24 protein-coding genes and 1 tRNA gene are annotated in these 25,642 nt (G+C 56.9%); 11 read left to right on the top strand and 14 right to left on the bottom strand.

Annotated features, from left to right (window positions below; genetic code table 11):
• Window positions 1-39 precede the first annotated feature (39 nt).
• The 5 genes from hutH to hutI form a co-directional block, all read right to left on the bottom strand.
• Entirely contained in the window at window positions 40-1,560 is a 1,521-nt protein-coding gene (hutH, locus tag L463_RS11840; RefSeq protein ID WP_015571090.1) for a histidine ammonia-lyase, read from the bottom strand.
• A complete protein-coding gene (hutU, locus tag L463_RS11845) occupies window positions 1,557-3,245 on the bottom strand; it encodes a urocanate hydratase (RefSeq protein WP_003858533.1) in 1,689 nt (562 codons plus the stop codon). Before hutU ends, hutH begins: the two co-directional genes overlap by 4 nt.
• Window positions 3,246-3,372: 127 nt before the next feature.
• Entirely contained in the window at window positions 3,373-4,107 is a 735-nt protein-coding gene (locus L463_RS11850) for a histidine utilization repressor (protein ID WP_032102635.1), read from the bottom strand.
• Between the two features lie 19 nt (window positions 4,108-4,126).
• Window positions 4,127-5,065: a formimidoylglutamase gene (hutG, locus tag L463_RS11855; RefSeq protein WP_015571092.1), complete on the bottom strand. Its 939-nt coding sequence runs from the start codon at window positions 5,063-5,065 to the stop codon at window positions 4,127-4,129.
• Entirely contained in the window at window positions 5,062-6,285 is a 1,224-nt protein-coding gene (gene hutI, locus L463_RS11860; protein ID WP_015571093.1) for an imidazolonepropionase, read from the bottom strand. The genes hutG and hutI overlap by 4 nt, the downstream gene beginning before the upstream one ends.
• A 223-nt stretch (window positions 6,286-6,508) precedes the next feature.
• On the opposite strand from hutI, the gene L463_RS11865 reads away from it, so the two are divergent.
• Complete coding sequence (locus L463_RS11865) at window positions 6,509-7,792, top strand: putative acyl-CoA thioester hydrolase (RefSeq protein WP_023296146.1); 1,284 nt, start codon at window positions 6,509-6,511, stop codon at window positions 7,790-7,792.
• A gap of 102 nt (window positions 7,793-7,894) precedes the next feature.
• Here L463_RS11865 and pgl read toward each other — a convergent pair whose 3' ends face one another.
• On the bottom strand, window positions 7,895-8,890 hold the full coding sequence (gene pgl, locus L463_RS11870) for a 6-phosphogluconolactonase (RefSeq protein ID WP_015571095.1): 996 nt from the start codon (window positions 8,888-8,890) through the stop codon (window positions 7,895-7,897).
• Window positions 8,891-9,009: 119 nt separating this feature from the next.
• Here pgl and L463_RS11875 point away from each other — a divergent pair, with 119 nt between their 5' ends.
• Window positions 9,010-9,828 (top strand): pyridoxal phosphatase, encoded by an 819-nt coding sequence (locus tag L463_RS11875; protein WP_017384949.1) that lies wholly within the window; start codon window positions 9,010-9,012, stop codon window positions 9,826-9,828.
• Here L463_RS11875 and modC read toward each other — a convergent pair whose 3' ends face one another.
• From modC to L463_RS11895, 4 genes are all read right to left on the bottom strand, one after another.
• Window positions 9,829-10,887 carry a molybdenum ABC transporter ATP-binding protein ModC gene (gene modC, locus L463_RS11880; RefSeq protein ID WP_017694124.1) on the bottom strand — a complete coding sequence of 353 codons (1,059 nt, stop codon included), beginning with the start codon at window positions 10,885-10,887 and terminating at the stop codon, window positions 9,829-9,831.
• On the bottom strand, window positions 10,887-11,579 hold the full coding sequence (modB, locus tag L463_RS11885) for a molybdate ABC transporter permease subunit (protein ID WP_003858545.1): 693 nt from the start codon (window positions 11,577-11,579) through the stop codon (window positions 10,887-10,889). Before modB ends, modC begins: the two co-directional genes overlap by 1 nt.
• On the bottom strand, window positions 11,576-12,352 hold the full coding sequence (modA, locus tag L463_RS11890) for a molybdate ABC transporter substrate-binding protein (RefSeq protein ID WP_017384951.1): 777 nt from the start codon (window positions 12,350-12,352) through the stop codon (window positions 11,576-11,578). Before modA ends, modB begins: the two co-directional genes overlap by 4 nt.
• A gap of 178 nt (window positions 12,353-12,530) precedes the next feature.
• The gene (locus L463_RS11895; protein WP_003858549.1) at window positions 12,531-12,683 is read right to left on the bottom strand and encodes an AcrZ family multidrug efflux pump-associated protein; all 153 of its coding nucleotides are present in this window, start codon (window positions 12,681-12,683) and stop codon (window positions 12,531-12,533) included.
• A 127-nt stretch (window positions 12,684-12,810) separates the two neighbouring features.
• On the opposite strand from L463_RS11895, the gene modE reads away from it, so the two are divergent.
• From modE to gpmA, 7 genes are all read left to right on the top strand, one after another.
• Window positions 12,811-13,599 (top strand): molybdenum-dependent transcriptional regulator, encoded by a 789-nt coding sequence (modE, locus tag L463_RS11900; RefSeq protein WP_015571099.1) that lies wholly within the window; start codon window positions 12,811-12,813, stop codon window positions 13,597-13,599.
• Window positions 13,600-13,666: 67 nt separating this feature from the next.
• Window positions 13,667-15,139, top strand: coding sequence for a molybdate ABC transporter ATP-binding protein ModF (modF, locus tag L463_RS11905; RefSeq protein WP_017694125.1), 1,473 nt, complete (start codon window positions 13,667-13,669; stop codon window positions 15,137-15,139).
• A 201-nt stretch (window positions 15,140-15,340) separates the two neighbouring features.
• Window positions 15,341-16,357, top strand: a complete 1,017-nt coding sequence (gene galE, locus L463_RS11910; RefSeq protein ID WP_032673170.1) for a UDP-glucose 4-epimerase GalE — start codon at window positions 15,341-15,343, stop codon at window positions 16,355-16,357.
• Window positions 16,358-16,366: 9 nt separating this feature from the next.
• Window positions 16,367-17,413 carry a galactose-1-phosphate uridylyltransferase gene (gene galT / locus L463_RS11915; protein ID WP_017384954.1) on the top strand — a complete coding sequence of 349 codons (1,047 nt, stop codon included), beginning with the start codon at window positions 16,367-16,369 and terminating at the stop codon, window positions 17,411-17,413.
• A 2-nt stretch (window positions 17,414-17,415) separates the two neighbouring features.
• Window positions 17,416-18,564: a galactokinase gene (gene galK / locus L463_RS11920; protein WP_032102607.1), complete on the top strand. Its 1,149-nt coding sequence runs from the start codon at window positions 17,416-17,418 to the stop codon at window positions 18,562-18,564.
• On the top strand, window positions 18,558-19,601 hold the full coding sequence (galM, locus tag L463_RS11925; RefSeq protein ID WP_023303316.1) for a galactose-1-epimerase: 1,044 nt from the start codon (window positions 18,558-18,560) through the stop codon (window positions 19,599-19,601). The genes galK and galM overlap by 7 nt, the downstream gene beginning before the upstream one ends.
• Window positions 19,602-19,866: 265 nt before the next feature.
• The gene (gene gpmA, locus L463_RS11930) at window positions 19,867-20,619 is read left to right on the top strand and encodes a 2,3-diphosphoglycerate-dependent phosphoglycerate mutase (RefSeq protein WP_006809557.1); all 753 of its coding nucleotides are present in this window, start codon (window positions 19,867-19,869) and stop codon (window positions 20,617-20,619) included.
• Between the two features lie 61 nt (window positions 20,620-20,680).
• On the opposite strand, the gene aroG is transcribed toward gpmA, so the two are convergent.
• Window positions 20,681-21,733 carry a 3-deoxy-7-phosphoheptulonate synthase AroG gene (aroG, locus tag L463_RS11935; protein ID WP_003858564.1) on the bottom strand — a complete coding sequence of 351 codons (1,053 nt, stop codon included), beginning with the start codon at window positions 21,731-21,733 and terminating at the stop codon, window positions 20,681-20,683.
• Between the two features lie 304 nt (window positions 21,734-22,037).
• Between aroG and L463_RS11940 the strand changes: the two genes are divergently transcribed.
• Both L463_RS11940 and zitB read left to right on the top strand, forming a co-directional pair.
• Entirely contained in the window at window positions 22,038-22,397 is a 360-nt protein-coding gene (locus tag L463_RS11940) for a protein YbgS (protein WP_003858566.1), read from the top strand.
• A gap of 99 nt (window positions 22,398-22,496) precedes the next feature.
• Window positions 22,497-23,435, top strand: a complete 939-nt coding sequence (gene zitB, locus L463_RS11945) for a CDF family zinc transporter ZitB (RefSeq protein WP_015571102.1) — start codon at window positions 22,497-22,499, stop codon at window positions 23,433-23,435.
• On the opposite strand, the gene pnuC is transcribed toward zitB, so the two are convergent.
• From pnuC to L463_RS11960, 3 genes are all read right to left on the bottom strand, one after another.
• Complete coding sequence (gene pnuC, locus L463_RS11950) at window positions 23,432-24,151, bottom strand: nicotinamide riboside transporter PnuC (RefSeq protein ID WP_023296141.1); 720 nt, start codon at window positions 24,149-24,151, stop codon at window positions 23,432-23,434. The genes zitB and pnuC overlap by 4 nt on opposite strands.
• A 22-nt stretch (window positions 24,152-24,173) precedes the next feature.
• Window positions 24,174-25,217, bottom strand: a complete 1,044-nt coding sequence (gene nadA / locus L463_RS11955; RefSeq protein ID WP_017384960.1) for a quinolinate synthase NadA — start codon at window positions 25,215-25,217, stop codon at window positions 24,174-24,176.
• Between the two features lie 330 nt (window positions 25,218-25,547).
• Window positions 25,548-25,623, bottom strand: a tRNA-Lys gene (locus L463_RS11960).
• Between the last annotated feature and the right edge of the window lie 19 nt (window positions 25,624-25,642).

Below are 25,642 nucleotides of genomic sequence, written 5' to 3'. Positions count from 1 at the left end.
CCCTCTCCCTGTGGGAGAGGGTTAGGGTGAGGGTAAAAATCACAGCACCGAAGGTAACAGCCCCACCAGCCGTCCTTCCTCCAGAAGCTGCATCGCCTTATCAATATCCGGCGCAAAGAAGCGGTCGTCATCGTAGTGCGTAACGTGCTCGCGCAGTTCCTGGCGCGCCTGCTCCAGCAGCGGGCTGGATTTTAGCCCTTCGCGCAAATCAATACCCTGACACGCCGCCAGCCACTCCACCGCCAGCACGCCGCGGGTGTTAGAGGCCATCTCCCACAGACGACGCCCGGCAGCCGGGGCCATCGAAACGTGATCTTCCTGGTTGGCTGAGGTTGGCAGGCTGTCCACGCTGTGCGGATGCGACAGGGCTTTGTTCTCGCTTGCCAGTGCCGCGGCGGTGACCTGGGCGATCATGAAGCCCGAGTTCACGCCGCCGTTGCGCACCAGGAACGGCGGCAGCTGGGACATGTGCTTATCCATCATCAGCGCGATTCGACGCTCAGACAGCGCCCCGATTTCGGCAATCGCCAGGGCGATATTATCTGCGGCCATCGCCACCGGCTCGGCGTGGAAGTTACCGCCAGAAACCACCTCGTTTTCCTGAGCAAATACCAGTGGGTTATCGGACACCGCATTGGCTTCGACCAGCAGCACTTCTGCCGCCTGGCGCAGCTGCGTCAGGCATGCGCCCATCACCTGCGGCTGGCAGCGCAGGGAATACGGATCCTGCACCTTCTCACAGTTGTGATGCGAATCGGCAATGTCGCTGGTATCGGTAAGTACGTGGCGGTACATGGCAGCGGCATCAATCTGCCCGCGCTGGCCGCGCACCTCGTGGATGCGGGCATCGAACGGACGACGCGAGCCGAGCACCGCCTCAGTGGTCAGTGCACCGCACACCACCGCCGAGGCGAACAGATCTTCCGCTTCAAACAGACCGCGCAGCGCGAAAGCGGTCGACGCCTGCGTGCCGTTGAGCAGCGCCAGCCCCTCTTTTGCCGCGAGGGTGATCGGCGTTAAGCCAGCTTTTTTCAGCGCCTCTTTCGCAGGCAGCCACTCCCCTTGCCAGCGCGCCTGGCCTTCACCCAGCAGGAGCAGCGACATATGCGCTAGCGGCGCCAGATCGCCGGAGGCGCCGACGGAGCCCTTCGCCGGGATCCACGGATAAACTTCCGCATTGACCAGCGCCATCAGCGCCTGGATCACGCTCAGACGAATGCCGGAAAACCCACGCGCCAGGCTGTTGATTTTCAACACCATCATCAGGCGGACGATCTCATCGTCCAGCGGCTGGCCAACCCCCGCCGCGTGCGACAGCACCAGCGAACGCTGTAAATTCTCCAGATCGTGCGTGGCGATGCGGGTCTGCGCCAGCAGGCCAAACCCGGTGTTGATGCCGTAGGCGGTGCGCCCCTCCGCCACAATCGCCTCCACGCAGGCCACGCTGTCGTTAATGGCACGGTGGGCGCTTTCATCAAGGGAGAGTGTCACCGGCTGACGCCAGACGTGACGCAGCTGTTTGAGCGTCAGCGAGCCGGGAGTAAGTGTTAACGCGTTCATGCAGGCTTTCCTTGTGTGGCGGGGATCATCGGCAGGTTCAGGCCCTGCTCTTTGGCACAATCAATGGCAATCTCGTAACCCGCATCCGCGTGACGCATCACGCCGGTTGCCGGGTCGTTGTGCAGCACGCGAGCGATACGCGCGGCCGCTTCATCAGTTCCGTCACAGACGATGACCATCCCGGAGTGCTGGGAGAAGCCCATCCCGACGCCGCCGCCGTGGTGCAGCGACACCCAGGTCGCGCCGCTGGCGGTGTTCAGCAGGGCATTCAGCAGCGGCCAGTCGGAGACCGCATCCGAGCCGTCGCGCATGGCTTCGGTTTCACGGTTCGGACTGGCGACAGAGCCGGAGTCCAGGTGGTCGCGGCCAATGACGATCGGCGCGGAGACTTCGCCGCTGCGCACCATTTCGTTAAAGGCGAGGCCGAGTTTTTGCCGCCACTCCAGCCCGACCCAGCAGATACGCGCCGGCAGGCCCTGGAAGTTAATGCGTTCGCGCGCCATATCCAGCCAGCGATGCAGGTGTTCGTCGTCGGCGACAATCTCTTTCACTCTGGCGTCAGTTTTGTAGATATCCTCCGGGTCGCCGGACAGGGCAACCCAGCGGAACGGCCCGATGCCGCGGCAAAACAGAGGACGAATATAGGCGGGCACGAAGCCGGGGAAGTCAAAGGCGTTATTCACCCCCATCTCTTTCGCCATCTGGCGGATGTTATTCCCGTAATCAAAGGTCGGAATACCCATCTTACTGAAGGCCAGCATCGCGGAGACGTGTTCCGCCATGGCGCGTTTGGCCGCCAGTACCGTGCCCTCAGGATCGGTTTCCGCTTTTTGCTGGTAGTCTTCCCACGTCCAGCCTTTTGGCAGATAGCCGTGGAGCGGATCGTGAGCGCTGGTCTGGTCGGTGACCAGATCCGGACGCACGCCGCGCGCCACCAGTTCCGGCAGAATATCCGCCGCGTTGCCGCACAGGGCAACCGACACGGCTTTGCCTTCAGCGGTGTACTTTTTGATGCGCGCCAGCGCGTCATCGAGGTTGTCGGCCTGCTCATCGACATAGCGGGTACGCAGACGGAAATCGATGCGGCTCTGCTGGCACTCAATGTTCAGGGAGCACGCGCCCGCCAGCGTCGCGGCCAGCGGCTGCGCGCCGCCCATGCCGCCCAGTCCGGCGGTGAGCACCCAGCGGCCTTTCAGTGATCCGTTATAGTGCTGACGGCCCGCTTCCACGAAGGTTTCATACGTGCCCTGCACAATCCCCTGGCTGCCGATGTAGATCCAGCTACCCGCGGTCATCTGGCCGTACATGGCCAGCCCTTTTGCGTCCAGCTCGTTGAAGTGTTCCCACGTCGCCCAGTGCGGCACCAGGTTGGAGTTGGCAATCAGCACGCGAGGCGCATTTTTATGGGTTTTGAATACGCCCACCGGTTTGCCGGATTGCACCAGCAGCGTTTCGTCGTTTTCGAGATTCGTCAAAGACTCGACAATCGCGTCATAACACGCCCAGTTGCGCGCGGCGCGGCCAATGCCGCCGTAGACCACCAGCTCGTGGGGATTTTCTGCTACCTCAGGATCAAGGTTGTTCATCAACATGCGCAGCGGTGCTTCGGTGAGCCAGCTTTTTGCGGTGAGCGTGGTGCCGCGCGCGGCGCGGACATCCTGCTTGCGGTATTTATCTGACGACATTGTGTGTTCCTCATAAGGGACAGGTGATGCATTTAGATATACTTGTATAGACAAGCACACACAAGGTCGGATTTAACAAAAAAGATACAATTTTGCTATATTGCGTTAGCGATCACGCTTATAAAACTTATGACATAAAGTGGCCTTGCAACCGGTAGCGATTCCCCGGGAATAGCAGCTTCGCATGCGACACAATTTGCGAGGACGACCAGGTACGACGGCGGATCAGCAGACAGGGATCGTGCTCTTTAATACGCAACAGCTCGCACTCCTGCGGCGTGGCGCGCACGGCTTCCACGATATGCTCCCCTTCCGTCAGCGGGGCGACGAGCGAGAGATACGCATGCGGTGTGGTTTGGGTGTAATCCTGGCTCAGGTAGTCCGGTATCCGCTCCGCGTTGACGCAGCGGTCTTCAATCTGGACCGGAATGTCGTTCTCATAATGCACCATCACCGAATGGAAAATCCGGGTGCCCTCGGTAACGTTCAGCTCGATGGCCTGTTCGGCGCTGGCCAGCGTCTCTTCAAGCACCAGCACCTCGCAGTGGTGCTGATGGTTGCGGGCGGCAATTTCATCGGCAATGCTGCGGATTTCAAACAGCGCCGACTGTCCTTTTGGCTCGGCGACAAAGGTTCCGACACCCTGCAAACGCACCAGCAACCCTTCATCGGTCAGTTCACGCAGTGCGCGGTTGATGGTCATTCGGCTAAAGCCAAACTGCGCCACCAGCTCGGCCTCGGACGGAATGCGGTCGTGCGGGCGCCAGACGCCGGCGGCGATTTTTTCGCTGATCGCCTGCTTCACCTTTTCGTAAAAAGGCGCGGGAGGGCTCGGCTGCGGCAGGGGCGAGCGTGAAAACATCATGACTCCTTGAATGTTGTTATGCCCACCAGTGAGCAATTTGCCAGGCCAGTCGGGCGGCGAGCTTAGCGCCCTGACCGTCCCGATCGTAGTGCGGATTAAATTCCACCAGATCCGCCGCCTGTAGTTTACCGCTTCGGCAGATACGCTCAATCACCGGGAACAGATCCAGCGCCGGGATCCCCAACGCCGCAGGGGCGGACACGGCGGGCATTTCTGCGGCAGGCAGCACATCAAGGTCAACGGTGAGATAAACCCGGTCTGCCTGCGCAAGCACGCTATCCAGCGCGGATAGCGCATCCCGGCGAAAATCGAGATCTTCAACCAGCGTCACGTTCAACCGCTCAGCTTCCTCCCACAGCGCCTGAGTATTCGCCGCACGGCTTACCCCCAGGCAGGCGTAGTGAAACACCCGCGACTGAGACGCGCAGTAGTGCGCCAGCTGGCGGAACGGCGTGCCGGACGTTGCCCGTTCGGCCTTGCGTAAATCGAGGTGCGCATCCAGGTTGATCACCGCAAGGCGATCGTTCGGAAAGGCGTCCAGCACGCCGCGCCCGTGCGCCCAGGCGGTTTCATGTCCACCACCGAAAACCAGAGTACGCATCCCGGATTGCTGGCACGCGGTTATGGCCTCGCTCAGCGCCTGCTGTGCCGCCTCCAGCGCGTGGCCTTCAACATAAATAGCGCCCATATCCACGAGGCGCGCATGACCCTGATGGCTCGCCATATTCGCCAGCGCGCCACGCAACACATCGGGCGCCTGTGCAGCACCGGGCCTGCCCTGGTTACGCTTAACCCCTTCATCACATTCAAAGCCCAGCAGGGCGATGCCTGACGGCGCGGGAGAAAAGTGTTCGCGCTGCTGTATGGTCTGGAAGAGACGTTTCGCGGTGCTGGACTCGGCGCTGTCGTCACGACCCTGCCAGACCTGCGGTGAGACGGGATGCCACAGTTTCATGCTACCTGCCCCCGAAACACGCGTTGATACATAGGATTCCGCCCCGGCTCGTAAACCATCTCAACCGGATGATTCGCCTCCCAGACGACGAAATCAGCCACATAACCGGGCTTTAACTGCCCGTGCGTCGCACCACGTCCTAGCGCCTGCGCCGCATGCCGCGTCACGCCAGCCCAGGCCTCTTCCGGCGTGAGGCCAAACTGGACGCAGGCCATGTTCATTGCCAGATGCAGGCTGGCAAACGGGCTGGTGCCCGGATTGTAGTCGGTAGCCACCGCCATCGGCACGCCCTGCTCTCTCAGCTGCGCCACCGGTGGACGCTGGCGCTCCTGAAGAAAATAGAACGCGCCGGGGAGCAATACCGCCACCGTGCCGCTTTGCGCCATCGCCTGAATACCTGCATCATCGAGATACTCAATATGATCGGCCGACAGCCCTTTATACTGGCTGACCAGCGCCGCGCCGCCGAGATTCGACAGTTGTTCTACATGCCCTTTTACCGGGATCCCGAGCGCGGCGGCGGCCCGGAACAGGCGCTCGGTTTGCGCCGGGGTAAAGCCGACGTTTTCACAAAACACGTCCACCGCTTCAAATAACTCTTTTTGCCACAGCGTGGGCATGATCTGCTCACAGACCAGCGCCAGATAGGCATCCGGATCCTGTCGGTACTCGGCAGGAACGGCGTGCGCGGCCAGCAGCGTCGGGCTGATATCGACCAGATTATTCAGGCTGAGCTGGCGGGCAACCAGCAGCATTTTCTCTTCGGCTTCGGCATTCAGTCCGTATCCCGATTTGATTTCAACGGTCGTTACGCCTTCATTCATCAGCCGCTGGAGTCGCTGCTGCGCCACCGTCAGGAGCGTTTCCGGCGAACTGTTGCGGGTGGCCGTGACCGTGGCGTTAATTCCGCCGCCCTGCGCGCTAATGGTCTGATATGACACGCCGTTAAGCCGTTGCTCCCATTCCGCTGCGCGATCGCCGCCGAACACCAGATGGGTGTGGCAATCGATCAGGCCGGGGGTAACCAGACGCCCGTCGAGATCGACACACTGACGATGCCCGGAGGGGATCTCGGATTCAGGAATAATGGCCAGAATCGTCTGGCCGCGCACAACGAGGGCATGTTGTTCTCTCAGGCCGTAGGGCTCCGCCTCCCCTGTCGCCAGGGTTGCCAGTCGCGCATTTCGCCATATCACATCATCGGGATGAAGCTGCTGCATGTGCCTTCCACTTGTCATGGGTTGTATAGACATTTATTTTCATCTGCCGCCTGCTGTCAACCGCATTGGGGGAAAATGTTATTTATTTGTGATGACTTTCCCGTCGCCTGCGGGCAAAAATGCAACTTTTCCGGTTTTTATCTTCCCGTTTCGCTCAACTTAGTATAAAAAAGCAGGCTATTTCGTCTATCCAGATAAGACTTGCATACCCAGGAGCATTACCTTGAATATTTCCAGGATTTCCCGTCTGGCGTTGGCACTCGCCTTTGGCGTGACTTTATCCGCTTGCAGTTCAACACCACCGGATCAGCAACCTTCTGAGCAGGTTGCTCCGGGCACCGCTTCCCGTCCGATCCTGTCAGCGGCTGAAGCGAAGAACTTCACCCGTGCGCACTATTTCTCGGCGATGGATCCCAATGCAGCCCCGTGGACGCCTTCTTCTATTAACCTGCCGAAACAGCCAGACTTCGTTGTCGGCCCGGCCGGGGCAGAGGGCGTTACACACACCTCTATTCAGGCAGCCGTTGATGCCGCAATTACCAAACACAGCGCATCTCGTCAGTACATTGCCATCCTGCCGGGTGAATACGAAGGAACCGTTTATGTTCCGGCGGCACCGGGAAGCATTACGCTTTACGGCCTGGGCGAAAAAGCGGTCGACGTAAAAATTGGCCTGGCGATTGATTCAGAGATCGACAGCACCACCTGGCGCCATCTGGTGAACCCGGCCGGTAAATACATGCCAGGTAAACCGGCGTGGTATATGTTTGATAACTGCCAGCGCAAGCGTGCCGCCACCATTGGCGTGATGTGTTCAGCGGTATTCTGGTCACAGAACAATGGCCTGCAATTGCAGAACCTGACCATTCAGAACACCCTGGGCGACAGCGTTGACGCAGGTAATCATCAGGCCGTGGCGCTGCGTAGCGATGGCGACAAGGTACAGATTAACAACGTCAATATCCTGGGCCGCCAGAACACCTTCTTCGTGACCAACAGCGGCGTGCAGAATACCCTTCAGAACAACCGTCTGACGCGTACTCTGGTCACCAACAGCTACATTGAAGGCGACGTGGATATGGTCTCTGGCCGCGGCGCGGTGGTATTTGATAACACCGACTTCCGCGTGGTGAATTCACGTACGCAGCAGGAAGGTTACGTCTTTGCCCCGGCCACGCAGTCTAACCTGTTCTATGGCTTCCTGGCCGTGAATAGCCGCTTTACTGCTGCTGGCGATGGCGTGGCGCAGCTTGGTCGCTCTCTGGACGTGGACTCCGCCACTAACGGCCAGGTCGTGATCCGCGACAGCGTGATTAACGAAGGCTTTAACATGGCAAAACCGTGGGCGGATGCGGCGATCTCGAAACGTCCTTTCTCCGGCAACACCGGCACGGTGGATGAGAAAGACAACGTGCAGCGTAACCTGAATGACGCTAACTTTAACCGCATGTGGGAATATAACAACCGCGGTCTGGGTAGCAAAGTGGTTGCTGAGCCGAAGCAGTAAAATGCCTGCTGCCGGGTGGCGGCTGCGCCTTACCCGGCCTACCTCATGCATTAACCGCGCATAAAAAACCTCGCATTTGCGAGGTTTTTTTTCGTCTACGGATCAATGAGCGTTAATCACAACCCACATCGGCCCTTGTCCGACCGCATAGCGTCCTTTCTCTTCCAGTAGACCCTGCACGCCCTGGATTTCATAGAGCGCAATGTGGTGGGATTTCTGCCCCGCCGCAATCAGGTATTTGCCGCTGTGATCGACATTAAAGCCGCGCGGCTGGGTTTCTGTCGGCTGGAAGCCTTCAACTGCCAGAACGCTGCCGTCTTCAGAGACGCTGAAGATGGTGATCAGACTGGAGGTACGGTCACAGGCATACAGGTGACGGCCATCCGGCGTAATGTGAATGTCTGCCGCCCAGCGTGTGTCGGAGAAATCAGATGGCATCATGTCCAGCGTCTGTACGCACTCGATCTGCCCGTTAGGATCGTTCAGCTCCCACACGTCTACCGAGCTGTTCAGCTCGTTAACGACATAGGCATACTGCTGATTCGGATGGAAGACCATGTGGCGCGGGCCTGCGCCTTCCACGGTGGTGACTTCCGCCGGGCTCTGCGCGACCAGATGGCCGTCATCGCTCAGGGTGAACAGGCAGATGCGGTCCTGCTTAAGCGCTGGCACCCACAGCGTGCGGTTATCCGGCGAAATGTTGGCGGAGTGGCAACCTTCTAGCCCTTCTACCACGTCGACGGTTTCAACGGGAATACCGTCTTCCAGGCGGGTGACGCTCACGCAGCCTGCATTGTAGGAGCCGCTGAAGATAAAGTTGCCTTTATGGTCAGTGGAAATATGGGTCGGGCTGCCCGGCAGCGGGGCTTCTGCGGTATAGGTCAGCGCGCCGTCGTCCGGGGAGATGCGGTATGCCAGCACGCGGAATTCCGGGCGTACGCCGACATAAAGAAAACGTTTATCCGGGCTGACGACCATCGGCTGCACCTGGCCTGGCACATCAACAACCTGAACCAGCGTAAGCGAACCTTCTGTATTCAAACGCCAGACATGGATCTGCTGACTTTCAGGACTGGCGGTATAAACGGTTTGTTTCATGAATACTCCTGATTATTTTTAACGGTGAATGCTGAATTGTAGTCCGGGATTTTGCAGGGTTCCGCTCTCGGTGTACCATCCCGACAGACCTTAAATTCAACATTAACCCGGAAGAAAAAATGACCTCGCGAGTGATTGCCCTGGATTTAGACGGAACACTGCTTACCCCTCAGAAAACCCTGCTCCCCTCTTCTCTTGAGGCCCTCAAACGAGCCCAGGAAGCGGGGTATCAACTTCTCATCGTAACGGGTCGACATCACGTAGCCATTCATCCTTTTTATCAGGCACTGGGCTTAGATACACCTGCAATTTGTTGTAATGGCACCTATTTGTATGATTATCAGGCAAAAAAGGTTTTAGCCTCCGATCCGCTTCCCGTTACGCAGGCGCTGCAATTGATTGATTTACTGGATGAGCATGCCATTCACGGCCTGATGTATGTGGACAACGCCATGGTGTATGAACGCCCTACCGGCCATGTGATCCGCACCAGCAACTGGGCTCTGTCTCTGCCGGAAGCGCAGCGTCCGGTGTTCACTCAGGTTTCCTCCCTGCGCCAGGCGGCGGAAGACGTCGACGCAATCTGGAAATTTGCCCTGACCGATGAAGACACCGCCAAACTGAATACTTTCGCAAAACATGTCGAGCATACGCTGGGTCTGGAATGTGAATGGTCCTGGCACGATCAGGTGGATATCGCCCGCAAAGGCAACAGCAAAGGAAAGCGTCTGACCCAGTTCGTTGAATCGCAGGGCGGATCAATGCAGGACGTAATTGCCTTCGGCGATAACTATAACGACATCAGCATGCTGGAAGCGTCCGGAACGGGCGTGGCGATGGGTAATGCCGATGACGCGGTGAAAGCGCGCGCTGACGTGGTGATTGGCGATAACACCACCGACAGCATCGCGCAGTATATTTATACCCACCTGCTGTAATCAGGCGGTTATGGAAACGCTCTTGATTTGCGCGTAAAGCCACAGGCCAGGCTTGATGCCCAGCTCATCCCTGGCCCACGGGCTGATGCGCGCCCACAGCGTTCTGTTGCCTACTTCCAGCTGCACTTCCACCTGGCCGTTATCATCAAAACACTGCGCCACTTTTGCGCGCAAAATATTGCGGATACTGGTTTGCAGCGGCGGTTGCAGGACCAGGGAGACATCCGACGCCTGAATGCGGATCCGTAACGTGGACTGAATCGGCGTATCGATTTTATTCACCCACAAATGCTGATCGCCCAGCGCCAGCGCGGTCATCGCGTAGTGCGGATGGTGCTCCAGCACGCTCACCTTCAGAATGCTGCTCTGCTGCTCCTTTGGCAGCCATGGATGCATAACGCTGCTGCCCCACACCTCCTCCAGATTGCCGAATGCCTTCACCCTGCCCGCTTCCAGCACCAGCACTTTGTCGGCCAGATGTAAGATCTCATCCAGCGAATGGCTGACGTAGAGCATTGGCACATTGATTTCCCGCGCCAGACGTTGCAGATACGGCAGCAGCTCGCGCTTGCGCGGAATATCCAGCGAGGCCAGCGGCTCATCCAGCAGCAACAGTTCCGGGGCGGTTAACAGGGCGCGGCCAATCGCCACGCGCTGTTTTTCACCACCCGACAGCGACGACGGCAGACGATCCAGCAGCGGTTCGATGCCCAGCAGCGCCACCAGCTTATCGAACTGTCCGGCCATGTTTTTTGCCATGCCGTAACGCAGGTTCCCGCGAACGCTGTAGTGCGGAAACAGGCGCGCATCCTGAAACACATAGCCGATACGGCGTTTGTCCGGTGACAGGCAGACCTTCTTCTCCGCGTCATTTAAGACGCGGTTATTTAGCACAATACGGCCAGACTGGGGACGCGTCAGGCCGCTAATCGCATTAATCAGCGACGTTTTCCCCGCCCCGGACACGCCAAAAATGGCGGTGATACCGCTGGCAGGCAGCGTTTCGTTCAGCGTCAGGGTGTGGCTGCCCAGGGTTTGCGTAAAGTTGAGTTCCAGCATCACGATTTCCCCATCCGTTCACGGCTGAGGCGCGCCAGCCACTCAGACACCAGCAGCGAGACCAGAGCGAGCACAATCGAAATAATACACAGCCGGGCCGCCGCACCTTCGCCGCCCGGGGTCTGAATCAGGGTATACATGGCCGACGGGATGGTCCGCGTCTCGCCGGGAATGTTCGACACAAAGGTGATGGTCGCGCCAAACTCACCCAACGAGCGGGCGAAGGCTAACACCGTACCGACGATAATGCCCGGTAACGTGAGCGGAAGCGTAATGGTCAGGAATACCCGCCAGCGGCCTGCGCCCAGCGTGCGGGCGGCCTGTTCTAACCGGATATCCACCCCTTCCAGCGCCAGGCGGATAGCGCGCACCATCAGCGGGAAGGACATTACTGCCGCGGCCAGAACCGCGCCGCGCCAGCTGAAAGCAAAGGTCAGTCCGAACCAGTCGTACAGCCATTCGCCGATAAAACCGCGTCGCCCCATGGAGATCAGCAGCAGATATCCGACCACCACAGGCGGTAAGACAAGCGGAAGATGGAGAACACTGTCGAGCAGGGCTTTGCCTGGAAACTTCACGCGAACCAGTAACCAGGCAAAGAACACCCCAAAGGGCAAACTCAGCGCAACCGCCAGGGAAGAGACTTTCAGGCTCAGCAGCACGGCCTGCCATTCAGGTTCGGTCAATATCATTCGTGAGTCGTAAATCCGTAACGTTTAAAGATCGCGGACGCTTCCGGCCCCTTCAGGTAGTCAACAAAGGCCGTCACGGTCGCATTTTTATGTCCATCAACTATCGCAACAGGATATTCTACTTTCTTATGCGAGTCTTCCGGGAAGGTGCCCACCACCTTCACACCTTTACTGGCGACGGCATCGGAGCCGTAAACGATCCCGAGTGGCGCTTCGTTACGCTCCACCAGCGCCAGCGCGCCACGCACATCTTCTGCGGGAGCCAGCTTCGGCGATAAGGTCTCCCATGCACCCAGTTTTTGTAGCGCTTCTTTCGCATAAATCCCGGCAGGAACATGCTCCGGATCGCCTACCGCCAGACGGCCACCGTTGAGCAGACGGGTCCAGTCCGTCTGTTTGTTGATGGCGATGTCGTCCTGCTTGCTGTTTGTGGGCGCGACCACCACCAGGCTATTTCCCAGCAGCGTTTCGCGGGTAGCCGTATCAACAGATTTTTTCTCCACCGCGTAATCCATCCATTTCTGATCGGCAGAGATGAACAGATCCGCGGGTGCCCCCGCTTCAATCTGGCGGGCCAGCGTGGACGAGGAGGCAAACGACGAGACCACCTCGACGTTTTTCTCTTTTTTATATACCGCAGCAATATCCTGCATCGCGTTAGTCAGCGACGCCGCCGCAAAGACCGTGATTTTTCCTTCATCCGCCAGTGCGTGGGCGGTGAGTGAGAGAGTCAGCGTTGCCCCTGCGAAAAGGCGTACCCATGAACGTGCCATTTGAAGCTCCTGTGCGTGTCGTTATATACAAATAAATATAACGACATATCGCAGGTGTTCCTAGCGCTAAATCGTACCCATTAATGCGTAAACTCAAGGAACGTTGTAAAAGATATCGGCGGGAAAGGAATAAACTTGAGAGCAAAACGCCCGGGCTGGCCGGGCGTTTTGGAGGAAATCATTGCTGCTTTTTAGGCTGGTCACGACGATGACCAATGTTCGAAAAGACGTTGAACACTTCACCCAGGCCGTAGATGGCACCGAGGATGATAGCCATCACTACTGGCACCATGATTACCGCGAATACCAGACTTTTCAACAACTCTAACATGGTTTTCTCCAGATCTTGTGAACGGCTTATTCTACCCTGAAAAGTAAGAAAAACATCCCCTTTTGTGCGGTGCGCTTTCCGCCCCCGGGCATTTGGGTCACAATAGCCTTTTTACCGGGACACTGTTATGCAGGCCGAAATTCTCCTCACCCTACGACTTCAGCAGAAGCTTTTCGCCGATCCGCGACGCATCGCCCTGTTAAAACAAATAGAACAAACTGGCTCGATTAGCCAGGGAGCCAAAAACGCCGGCATCAGCTATAAAAGCGCCTGGGATGCGATTAACGACATGAACACCCTGAGCGAACACACGCTGGTTGAGCGCGCCACCGGCGGGAAAGGCGGCGGCGGCGCCGTGTTGACGCGTTACGGGCAACGTCTGATCCAGCTCTACGATTTACTGGCGCAGATCCAGCAAAAAGCATTTGATGTGCTGAGCGATGACGACAACCTGCCGCTGGACAGCCTGCTGGGCGCCATCTCCCGTTTCTCTTTGCAGACCAGCGCCCGCAACCAGTGGTTTGGTACGGTGACGGGGCGCGATCATTCGCAGGTGCAGGAGCATATAGAGATCCTGCTCGCGGACGGTACGACGCGTCTGAAAGCCGCCATCACCGCGCAAAGTGGTCAACGCCTTGGGCTGAACGAAGGTCAGGAGGTGCTGGTATTACTCAAAGCGCCCTGGATCAGCATCGCACTCAACCCTGAGCAGGCCGCAGAGGCCGACAACCAGCTACGCGGGCGTATCAGCCACATCGAGCGCGGCGCAGAACAATGTGAAGTGCTGATGACCCTGCCGGATGGACAGTTGCTCTGCGCCACCGTTCCGGTGAACGACGCGACCGAATTAGACGAAGGTGCTGTGGTGACCGCATATTTCAATGCAGACAGGGTAATTATCGCCACATTGTGCTAAGCGCATTGACAACCCTGCTTACACTGAGTATCCCTGACATCTGTTGCTGCAAAAAATGGGATAACACATGTCATCATTGCATATTTCGCAAGGCACGTTTCGTCTTAGTGATACCCGTACCTTATCGCTGCCAGAGTTAACCCTTCGCGCCGGAGAAAGCTGGGCGTTTGTGGGCACGAATGGCAGCGGAAAATCCGCGCTGGCCCGCGCTCTGGCAGGCGAATTAACCCAACTGAAGGGTGAACGTCGGTGCACCTTTACCCGGCTGACGCGCCTTTCCTTCGAACAGCTGCAAAAGCTGGTCAGCGATGAGTGGCAGCGTAACAATACCGATTTGCTCAGCCCCGGCGAAGAAGATACCGGCCGCACGACGGCGGAAATTATCCAGGATGAGATAAAAGATCCTGCCCGCTGTCAGCAGCTGGCGGAGCAATTTGGCATTACCGCCCTGCTTAATCGCCGCTTTAAATACCTTTCAACCGGTGAAACGCGCAAAACGCTGCTGTGTCAGGCGCTGATGAGCGAGCCGGAACTCCTGATCCTGGATGAACCGTTTGACGGACTGGATGTGCAATCCCGCGCGCAGCTGGCAGCGTTGCTGGCGTCGCTTAACCAGCAGGGATACACGCTTGTGCTGGTTCTTAACCGCTTTGATGAGATCCCGGATTTCGTACATTATGCGGGCGTGCTGGCGGACTGTAGCCTGACCGAAACCGGCGAGAAAGCCGTACTGCTTCGGCAGGCGCTGATTGCGCAGCTGGCGCACAGCGAGAAACTGGACGGTATTGCCCTGCCGGAGCCGGATGCGCCTTCAGCACGCCACGGGCTGGACCCTGACCAGCCGCGCATTGTGCTGCGCGATGGGGTGGTTGCTTACGACGATCGCCCTATTCTTAATCACCTCAGCTGGACGGTTAATCCTGGTGAGCACTGGCAGATCGTCGGCCCCAACGGAGCGGGTAAATCCACGCTGCTGAGCCTGATCACCGGGGATCACCCGCAGGGATACAGCAACGATCTCACCCTGTTCGGCCGTCGCCGCGGCAGCGGGGAAACCATCTGGGATATCAAAAAGCACATCGGCTATGTCAGCAGCAGCCTGCACCTGGACTACCGGGTGAGCACCACGGTGCGAAATGTGATCCTCTCTGGCTTCTTCGACTCCATTGGTATTTATCAGGCGGTATCCGACAAGCAGCACAAGCTGGCGCAGCAGTGGCTGGATATTCTGGGTATGGATAACCGGGTCGCCGATGCGCCATTCCACAGCCTGTCGTGGGGGCAGCAGCGGCTGGCATTGATCGTCCGCGCGCTGGTCAAGCACCCTACGCTGCTGATTCTTGACGAACCGTTGCAGGGGCTGGATCCGCTCAACCGTCAGCTGATCCGCCGCTTTGTGGATGTCCTGATTAGCGAAGGTGAAACCCAGCTGCTGTTTGTGTCCCACCATGCTGAAGATGCCCCGTCCTGCATCACCCATCGGCTGGAATTTGTCCCTGACCGCGAGCAATACCGCTACCTGCTGAGCAAAATCGATTAACGCGTGGAGGGCGCTGCCCTCCGCTTTTCAGACAACCTGCAACAATACATCTCTATCTCTTTGATCTACAATGCACTCAGTCTGTGAAAAAGCGCGTGTGAAAACCAGTGTAAACGATACCACTATTTTATCCCATGTCACACTTTTCGCGTCTCTGATATGCTATGGTTAATTCATACCATAAGCCTAATGGAGCGAAATATGCGAGTTCTGGTAACAGGTGGTAGCGGTTACATAGGAAGTCATACCTGTGTGCAACTGCTGCAAAGCGGCCACGATGTCGTCATTCTTGATAACCTGTGCAACAGTAAGCGCAGCGTGCTGCCGGTCATTGAACGCCTTTCGGGTAAACAGCCGACTTTCGTGGAAGGCGACATTCGCAATGAAGCATTGATGACTGAAATCCTTCACGATCACGCGATTGAAACCGTTATCCACTTCGCGGGCCTGAAAGCGGTTGGCGAATCGGTGGCAAAACCGCTTGAGTACTATGACAACAACGTTAACGGTACCCTGCGTCTGATCTCCGCCATGCGAGCGGCCAACGTTAAAAATTTTATCTTCAGCTCCTCCGCGACCGTCTACGGCGATCAGCCAAAAATCCCTTACGTTGAAAGCTTCCCGACCGGTACGCCGCAAAGCCCGTATGGCAAAAGCAAGCTGATGGTAGAGCAGATCCTGACCGACCTGCAAAAAGCCCAGCCTGAGTGGAGCATCGCCTTGCTGCGCTACTTCAACCCGGTCGGCGCACATCCGTCAGGTGATATGGGCGAAGATCCGCAGGGCATTCCTAATAACCTGATGCCGTATATCGCGCAGGTTGCCGTAGGGCGCCGCGATTCCCTGGCGATTTTTGGTAACGATTATCCCACCGAAGATGGCACCGGCGTGCGCGATTACATTCACGTCATGGATCTGGCCGACGGCCACGTGGCGGCGATGCAGCAGCTGGCTGATAAACCGGGCGTGCATATTTACAACCTCGGCGCCGGGATCGGCAGCAGCGTGCTGGACGTGGTGAATGCCTTCAGTAAAGCCTGCGGCAAGCCGGTGAAGTATCACTTCGCTCCCCGCCGGGATGGCGACCTCCCGGCTTACTGGGCCGATGCCACCAAAGCGGATAAAGAGCTTAACTGGCGTGTCACCCGCACGCTTGATGAAATGGCACAGGATACCTGGCACTGGCAGTCGAGCCATCCGCAAGGCTATCCAGATTAAGGATTTGTCATGACGCAATTCAATCCCGTCGATCACCCGCATCGTCGTTTTAACCCGCTCAGCGGGCAATGGATTTTAGTTTCACCGCATCGCGCCAAGCGCCCCTGGCAGGGGGCGCAAGAGACGCCTGCCAAACAGACGCTGCCGCAGCATGATCCGGACTGTTTCCTCTGCCCGGGCAATACGCGCGTGACGGGCGATAAAAACCCGGACTACCAAGGCACCTTCGTGTTTACTAACGACTTTGCCGCGCTGATGACCGATACGCCAGACGCGCCGGAAAGCCATGACCCGCTGATGCGCTGCGAAAGCGCCCGCGGCACCAGCCGCGTGATCTGCTTCTCGCCCGATCACAGCAAAACGCTGCCGGAGCTGAGCGTGGAGGCCCTGAAAGAGGTGGTCAGCACCTGGCAGGCGCAAACCGCGGAGCTGGGGCAGAGCTATCCCTGGGTGCAGGTGTTCGAAAACAAAGGCGCGGCGATGGGCTGCTCCAACCCGCATCCGCACGGTCAGATCTGGGCGAACAGCTTCCTGCCGAATGAAGCCGAGCGTGAGGACCGACTGCAAAAAGCGTATTTCGCCCAGAACGGTTCGCCGATGCTGGTGGATTACACCCAGCGTGAGCTGGCGGATGGCAGCCGTACCGTGGTGGAAACCGAGCACTGGCTTGCGGTGGTCCCTTACTGGGCGGCGTGGCCGTTTGAGACGCTACTGCTGCCGAAAGCCCATGTACAGCGCATTACCGAACTCAGCGACGCCCAGCGTGACGACCTGGCGCTGGCGCTGAAAAAACTGACCAGCCGCTACGACAACCTCTTCCAGTGCTCCTTCCCCTACTCCATGGGCTGGCACGGCGCGCCGTTTAACGGCGAAGAGAATCAACACTGGCAGTTACATGCACACTTCTACCCGCCGCTGCTGCGTTCTGCGACGGTACGTAAATTCATGGTGGGCTATGAAATGCTGGCGGAAACCCAGCGCGACCTGACGGCGGAACAGGCGGCAGAACGTCTGCGTGCCGTTAGCGACGTCCATTACCGCGAATCAGGAGTCTAAAAATGAGTCTGAAAGATAAAACACAATCCCTGTTTGCTGAAAAATTTCGCTACCCTGCCACCCATGTTATCCAGGCGCCAGGCCGCGTTAATCTGATCGGCGAGCACACCGACTATAACGACGGTTTTGTCCTGCCGTGTGCCATCGACTACCAGACGGTGATCAGCTGCGCGAAACGCGACGATCGTCAGGTGCGAGTGATGGCCGCGGATTACGGCAACGAAATTGACGAATTTTCCCTCGATGCGCCGATCGTGACCCACGACAGCCAGCAGTGGTCGAACTATGTTCGCGGCGTGGTGAAGCACCTGCAAAAGCGTAACAAGAATTTCGGCGGGGCCGATCTGGTGATCAGCGGCAACGTGCCGCAGGGGGCGGGATTAAGCTCTTCCGCATCGCTGGAAGTGGCGGTCGGCACCGTGTTCCAGCAGCTTTATCATCTGCCGCTGGACGGGGCGCAAATCGCCCTCAACGGTCAGGAAGCGGAAAACCAGTTCGTAGGCTGCAACTGCGGCATTATGGATCAGCTGATTTCCGCGCTGGGCAAGAAAGAACATGCTTTGCTGATTGACTGCCGCTCCCTCGGGACCAAAGCGGTTCCGCTGCCTAAAGGGGCGGCTGTGGTGATCATCAACAGCAACTTCAAACGCACCCTGGTGGGCAGCGAGTACAACACCCGTCGCGAACAGTGCGAAACCGGCGCGCGCTTCTTCCAGCAGCCAGCCCTGCGTGATGTCTCACTTGATGAATTTAACAAGGTTGCCCACGAGCTGGACCCGGTTGTCACGAAGCGCGTGCGTCATATACTGACGGAAAATGCCCGTACCGTAGAAGCCGCCTCCGCGCTGGCAAAAGGTGACCTGAAGCGGATGGGCGAGCTGATGGCCGAATCGCATGCCTCCATGCGTGACGATTTCGAAATCACCGTGCCGCAAATCGACACCCTGGTTGAAATCGTGAAAGCCACGATTGGCGACAAAGGCGGCGTGCGTATGACCGGCGGCGGATTCGGCGGGTGCGTCGTCGCCCTGGTGCCGGAAGAGCTGGTCCCTGCCATTCAGGACGCGGTGGCTAAACAGTACGAAGCCAAAACGGGCATCAAAGAAACTTTCTATGTCTGTAAAGCATCACAAGGAGCCGGACAGTGCTAAACGAAACACCGACACTCGCACCGGATGGTCTGCCGTATCGCCTGTTAACCCTGCGCAACAGCGCCGGGATGGTGGTTACGCTGATGGACTGGGGCGCAACGTTACTTTCTGCCCGCGTACCGATGCCTGACGGCAGCGTGCGCGAAACCCTGCTTGGCTGCGCATCGCCGGAGCAGTATATCGAGCAGACTGCTTTTCTGGGCGCATCCATAGGCCGCTACGCTAACCGCATCGCCAGAAGCCGGTTTACGCTGGACGGCGTAACGTATTCCCTGCTTGCCAGCCAGGGCGAAAATCAGCTGCACGGCGGCCCGGAAGGGTTTGATAAACGTCGCTGGAAGATTGTGCAGCAAAATGACGGTGAGGTCTGGTTCTCTCTGGACTCCCTCGATGGAGACCAGGGCTTCCCGGGCAATCTCACCGCAACCGCGCGCTTCACCCTGACCGAAGATAATCGCATCGCCATTGAGTACCGCGCGACCGTCGATAAGCCGTGCCCGGTCAACCTGACTAACCACGCCTATTTCAACCTTGACGGTAATCAGACCGATGTCCGCAGCCACAAACTCCAGATCCTGGCGGATGAGTATCTGCCGGTCGATGAGATGGGTATCCCTTATCAGGGGCTGAAACCAGTAAGCGGAAATAGCTTTGATTTCCGTCAGCCGAAAACCATTGCTCAGGATTTCCTGAGTGATGACGATCAGCGCAAGGTGAAAGGCTACGACCACGCGTTCCTGTTGCAGGCGAAAGGCGATCTTTCTCAACCTGCCGCACAGGTCTGGTCTGCTGATGAGAAGTTACAGATGACGGTCTACACCACCGCCCCTGCCCTACAGTTCTACTCCGGTAACTATCTGGAGGGTACTACGGCGCGTGAACATGACGCCTACGGCGCCTGGCAAGGACTGGCGCTGGAGAGCGAGTTCCTGCCGGACACGCCTAACCATCCTGAATGGCCGCAGCCGGACTGCGTGCTACGTCCGGGTGAAGAGTACGTAAGCGTCACCGAGTATCATTTCATTCCGCGCGCTTAATGTCCGGCGGCGCACGGGCCTACGAATATAGGCCTGATAAGCGAAGCGCCATCCGGCAAAAAAGACTGGCCCTCATCGCGAGGGCTTTTTTATCTCCGCCTTGCTGAAAATAGCGGCGATCGCAGACAAAATCATAACCCTGGATTCACATGCATCTTACACTCTCGAACTATTTTCGCTATGGTTAGGGTTAAGCGTTGCTGCTGGCACAGTCACAGCAATATAATGAGAATTGTTATCATTCAAAATGCTTGAGGAGTAAGAAATGGCTAATACTAAGCTTGTCCTGGTGCGCCACGGCGAAAGCCAGTGGAACAACGAAAACCGCTTCACCGGTTGGTATGACGTTGATCTGTCCGAGAAAGGCGTGAGCGAAGCAAAAGCGGCAGGTAAACTGCTGAAAGAAGAAGGCTTCACCTTTGACTTTGCTTACACCTCTGTGCTGAAACGTGCCATCCATACCCTGTGGAACGTTCTGGACGAGCTGGATCAGGCCTGGCTGCCGGTTGAGAAATCCTGGAAACTGAACGAGCGTCACTACGGTGCGCTGCAAGGTCTGAACAAAGCGGAAACCGCAGAAAAATACGGTGACGAGCAGGTTAAGCAGTGGCGTCGTGGTTTTGCGGTCACGCCTCCAGAGCTGAGCAAAGATGACGAGCGCTACCCGGGCCACGATCCGCGTTACGCGAAGCTGACTGAGGCTGAACTGCCGCAGACCGAAAGCCTGGCGCTGACCATCGACCGCGTTGTGCCTTACTGGAACGAAACCATTCTGCCACGCCTGAAAAGCGGCGAGCGCGTCATTATCGCTGCTCACGGTAACTCCCTGCGTGCGCTGGTGAAATACCTGGACAACATGGGTGAAGATGAAATCCTCGAGCTGAATATCCCTACCGGCGTGCCGCTGGTGTACGAGTTCGACGAAAACTTCAAGCCAGTTAAACATTACTACCTGGGTAACGCCGACGAAATCGCTGCAAAAGCGGCGGCCGTGGCGAACCAGGGTAAAGCGAAGTAATATTCGCCGGACATAAAAAAAGCGTGGAGCAATCCACGCTTTTTTATTGCCCGGGACAAACTTAGCCGCGACGCGCTTTAACCGCATCCGCCAACTGACGCAGGATCGCATCGGTATCGTCCCAGCCAATGCAGGCATCCGTCACGCTCTTACCGTAGACCAGCGGCTCGCTGCCCTCCAGGTTCTGGTTGCCTTCCACCAGATGGCTCTCAATCATCACCCCAATCACTGCGCGTTCACCGCTGGCGATTTGCTGACACACATCTGCGCCGACTTCCATCTGCTTTTTAAACTGTTTGCTGGAGTTGGCATGGCTGAAATCGATCATCACCTGCGGTGCCAGACCCGCTTTCTCCAGCCCTGCTTTTACCTCCGCTACGTGTTTAGCACTGTAGTTAGGCTCTTTACCGCCGCGCAGTATAATATGGCAATCGCCATTACCGCTGGTATTCACGATAGCGGAGTGGCCCCACTTGGTCACCGACAGGAAGCAGTGCGGCGCGCCAGCCGCATTAATGGCGTCAATAGCGACTTTAATGGTGCCATCAGTGCCATTTTTGAACCCCACCGGGCATGACAGGCCAGACGCCAGCTCACGGTGAACCTGAGATTCCGTCGTACGCGCGCCAATAGCGCCCCAGCTCATCAGGTCAGCCAGATACTGCGGGGTGATCATATCGAGGAATTCTCCGGCAGCAGGCAGCCCGCTGTCGTTGATCTCCAGCAACAGCTTACGCGCAATGCGCAGGCCGTCGTTGATCTGGAAACTGTTGTCCATATGCGGATCGTTGATCAACCCTTTCCAGCCCACGGTGGTACGCGGTTTTTCGAAATAAACGCGCATCACGATTTCCAGTTCGCCTTTCAGCTCTTCACGCAGGGCGAGCAGACGCGACGCATACTCTTTGGCCGCAGCAGGATCGTGAATGGAGCACGGCCCAATGACCACCAGAAGACGATCGTCGCTACCTTTCAGGATCTTGTGGATCGCCTTGCGGGCATGAGACACCGTGTTGGCGGCATTTTCGGTGGCGGGGAATTTTTCAAGGAGCGCTACGGGAGGTAATAACTCATTGATCTCTTTAATGCGTAAATCGTCGTTCTGATAATTCATCTTCTTTCCGGCTCTGCCATATCTTTAGTAATGAAAGCAATCCTTTCAATCTAACTTGTCGGCCACGAAGTGTAAACGGGCTTTTACACTTCGCGCAGATAATTCCTGGAATTCGCCTAAAATACACAACAAAATAGCGAAAAATGAGATCTGGCCTAAGCTTTTTACTTGTAACGACTGTTTTTAAATATTTATACGCGATTCCATCCTGACATAAATCAGGAAACTGGGATCTTTCGCCACTGAACAAGATGCACTGTTGGAGAATGTTATCCAGCGTAACGATAAGAACAGGAGCACCATGATGAAAATGACGAAACTGACTACGCTTTTCCTGACGGCAACCCTTACTCTGGCAAGCGGTAGCGTACTGGCTGCTGACGCAGGCTCATCCGGCAGCAACGGCGACGCGAATGCCGCTGCCGAAGCAGGCCAGGTTGCGCCGGATGCAAAACAGAATATTGCGCCAAACAATGTTGATAACAGTAATATCAACACGGGCAATACCAACACCGGCGGGACGAACACAGGCACGATGAACCATGAGGGTATGACTACCGACGAGGTTCATAAAAACTCAGTGTGTAAAGACGGGAAATGCCCGGACCCGAATGACAAAGTAGGCAGCGATGCCAATACCAAAACGGACGGTACTACCCAGTAACCTTCCGTAAGGTAAAACAGGGAGAGCGAATGCTCTCCTTTTTTATTTAAGCTCTTAAAAACGCTACACTAAAAATAATAATAAATCAGGAACGATACCATGGCGCACTCCCACTCCCATTCCCACTCCACTGGCGATGAAAATGCCAAACGGCTTCTGCTGGCTTTTGGCGTCACTGCCACCTTTATGATAATTGAGGTAACAGGCGGGCTGATATCCGGATCGCTGGCGCTGCTGGCCGATGCCGGGCATATGCTGACCGACGCTGCCGCGCTCCTGTTTGCTCTGCTGGCCGTGCAGTTTGCCCGTCGCCCTCCCAATACTCGCCACACCTTTGGCTGGCTCAGACTGACCACGCTTGCCGCCTTTGTGAATGCGATTGCACTGGTGGTCATTACTCTTCTTATCGTCTGGGAGGCTTTTCAGCGCTTTCGGCATCCACAACCGATAGCCGGGACGACAATGATGGTTATCGCCATTGCCGGGTTGGTCGCCAATATTCTGGCGTTCTGGATATTGCACCGCGGCAGCAGTGAAAAAAATCTGAACGTACGGGCCGCGGCGCTTCATGTGCTGGGCGATCTGCTGGGTTCCGTAGGGGCCATCGTAGCCGCGCTGATCATTATGGGCACGGGCTGGACTCCCATCGACCCGATTCTTTCCGTGCTGGTATCGTGCCTTGTATTACGCAGTGCCTGGCGGCTGTTGAAAGAGAGCGTCAATGAGCTGCTGGAAGGCGCTCCCACGTCGCTGGATATTGGCGAGCTAAAACGCAATCTGTGTCGTTCCATTCCTGAAGTCCGTAACGTTCACCACGTTCACGTCTGGCTGGTGGGTGAGAAACCGCTTATGACGCTGCACGTTCAGGTTATTCCGCCCCACGATCACGATGCGTTGCTTGAACGTATTCGGCACTTCCTTGAGCATCACTACGAAATTGCGCACGCCACCATCCAGATGGAGTATCAGCCATGTAACGGGCCAGACTGTCACCTGAACGAGGCGCAGTCCGGCCACTCACACGCCCATCACCATTAACGGGAAAGCGCGCGCGAGCCACGCTCACGCGCGCTGTTAATCCACATGCGACTGCCGTTCAGGGCAATGACCGTCAGCAGCATGTACTCCAGCGACATGGCATAAACACCCTGGCGGGCAAAAATCACCACGCTAATGACGTTGATAACCACCCACAGCAGCCAGTTCTCAACGTATTTACGGGTCATCAGGATCATTGCGGCAATCGACAACACCATCATGCAGGAATCCCAGAACGGGAAGGCATCCGGCTGAAGCTCAGGCATCGTCACATTTAATCCCAGACCCGACATGACCGAGACCGCCACGCGCGTCAGGAAGGCAAATACCGGATCAATAAAGACGGTCATAAAGCCGATAGCCACCACGCAGGCCGCGAACCAGGCGATGGCTTTTGGCAACGGCAGCCAGCGGATTTGCAGTTCCGCCTCCTGCTGACTGTTTTGCCGAGACCAGGCGTACCAGCCATAGATATTGGCTGCGAAGAAGAACAGCTGTAGAAGCAGGCTGGCGTAGAGCTGGATCTGGAAAAAGATGATCGCAAACAGCGTGACGTTTATCAGCCCGAACGCATAGTTGCTGATCTTCTCAAGGCTGGCCAGCCAGATACAGAGTAAACCGGCCAGCGTACCCACCGCTTCAATCCACGACAGGTCATAGCCGCCCGCACCAATCGGGATATGAACCAGGATGTTCTGTGTGCTAAAAAAATCCATTTTTTCTCCGGGGCGTAATAAGTTAAGTACGTAGTGTAGCCGCAAAATCCAGCATACGGTTAAGTGGAATTAACGCGCCTTCACGCAGAGCGGCATCCACGTGGATCTCATGCGCTGCGCCACCGTTTTCCAGCCCCTCCGCAATCGCTTTGAGCCCATTCATCGCCATCCACGGGCAATGCGCGCAGCTTCGGCAGGTCGCCCCTTCTCCGGCGGTCGGCGCTTCGAGCAACGTTTTTTCCGGCACGGCCTGCTGCATCTTGTAGAAGATACCGCGATCGGTCGCCACAATGAGCTGCTTGTGTGACAGGGTTTTCGCAGCATGAATGAGCTGGCTGGTTGACCCGACGGCATCCGCCATGTCGACGATGGACTGCGGGGATTCCGGGTGCACCAGAATCGCGGCGTCCGGGTATAATCCTCTCATGCGCGTCAGGGCCTGGGTCTTAAACTCGTCGTGAACGATACAGGCGCCCTGCCAGCACAGCACATCCGCACCGGTTTGTTTTTGTACATAGTTTCCCAGGTGACGATCGGGCGCCCAGATGATTTTCTCCCCCAGGCTGTCCAGATGCTCAATCAGCTCAACGGCGATACTAGAGGTCACTACCCAGTCTGCCCGGGCTTTCACCGCCGCAGACGTGTTGGCATAGACCACCACGGTACGATCAGGGTGGGCATCACAGAAGGCGGTGAACTCATCAATCGGGCAACCGAGGTCAAGGGAGCATTCGGCATTCAGCGTCGGCATCAGTATGGTTTTTTCCGGGCTGAGAATTTTTGCCGTTTCGCCCATGAAGCGCACACCTGCAACCAGCAGCGTGGAGGCAGGATGTTTTGCACCGAAACGCGCCATTTCCAGGGAATCTGAGATACAGCCGCCCGTCTCTTCCGCCAGCTGCTGAATTTCCGGGTCGGTGTAGTAATGCGCCACCATCACCGCATCACGCTCTTTAAGCAGGCGCTTGATTTTCTCACGATAGAACTGTTTTTCATCCCTGCTTAGCGGAGCGGGCTTCGGCGGGAAGGGATAGATTGCGGTTTCGGGATCAAACATCACACTCATTATGGCTTCTCGTTTTACTGGCTTAACAATATTGCCTTTGTTTTGCATGAGATAACAAAAATGAGGCAATGGTGTTTTGTATACTAAACAAGATAGCGAATTTGAGGAAGAATGTCATCGGGAATTGATGCCGGTAGCATCTGTCGGGTGGCGGCTTCGCCTTACCCGACCTACAAGGCACTGGCGAACGACAGATAGCAAAAAGGCGCCTTTAGGGCGCCTTTCAACACTGGTGGGTCGTGCAGGATGACTCGGCTTCGCCTCGCCCTTCGGGCCGTTGCTAAAGCAACGTTATCCTTCACGTTTAATATCTGAGTAAAACATTAAAATTGGTGGGTCGTGCAGGATTCGAACCTGCGACCAATTGATTAAAAGTCAACTGCTCTACCAACTGAGCTAACGACCCCTTGCGGGATGTACTTCAA

Source organism: Enterobacter sp. BIDMC 27, from assembly GCF_000534415.1.
Lineage (GTDB): Bacteria > Pseudomonadota > Gammaproteobacteria > Enterobacterales > Enterobacteriaceae > Enterobacter > Enterobacter hormaechei_C.
This window is presented reverse-complemented; position numbering and strand designations above follow the sequence as displayed.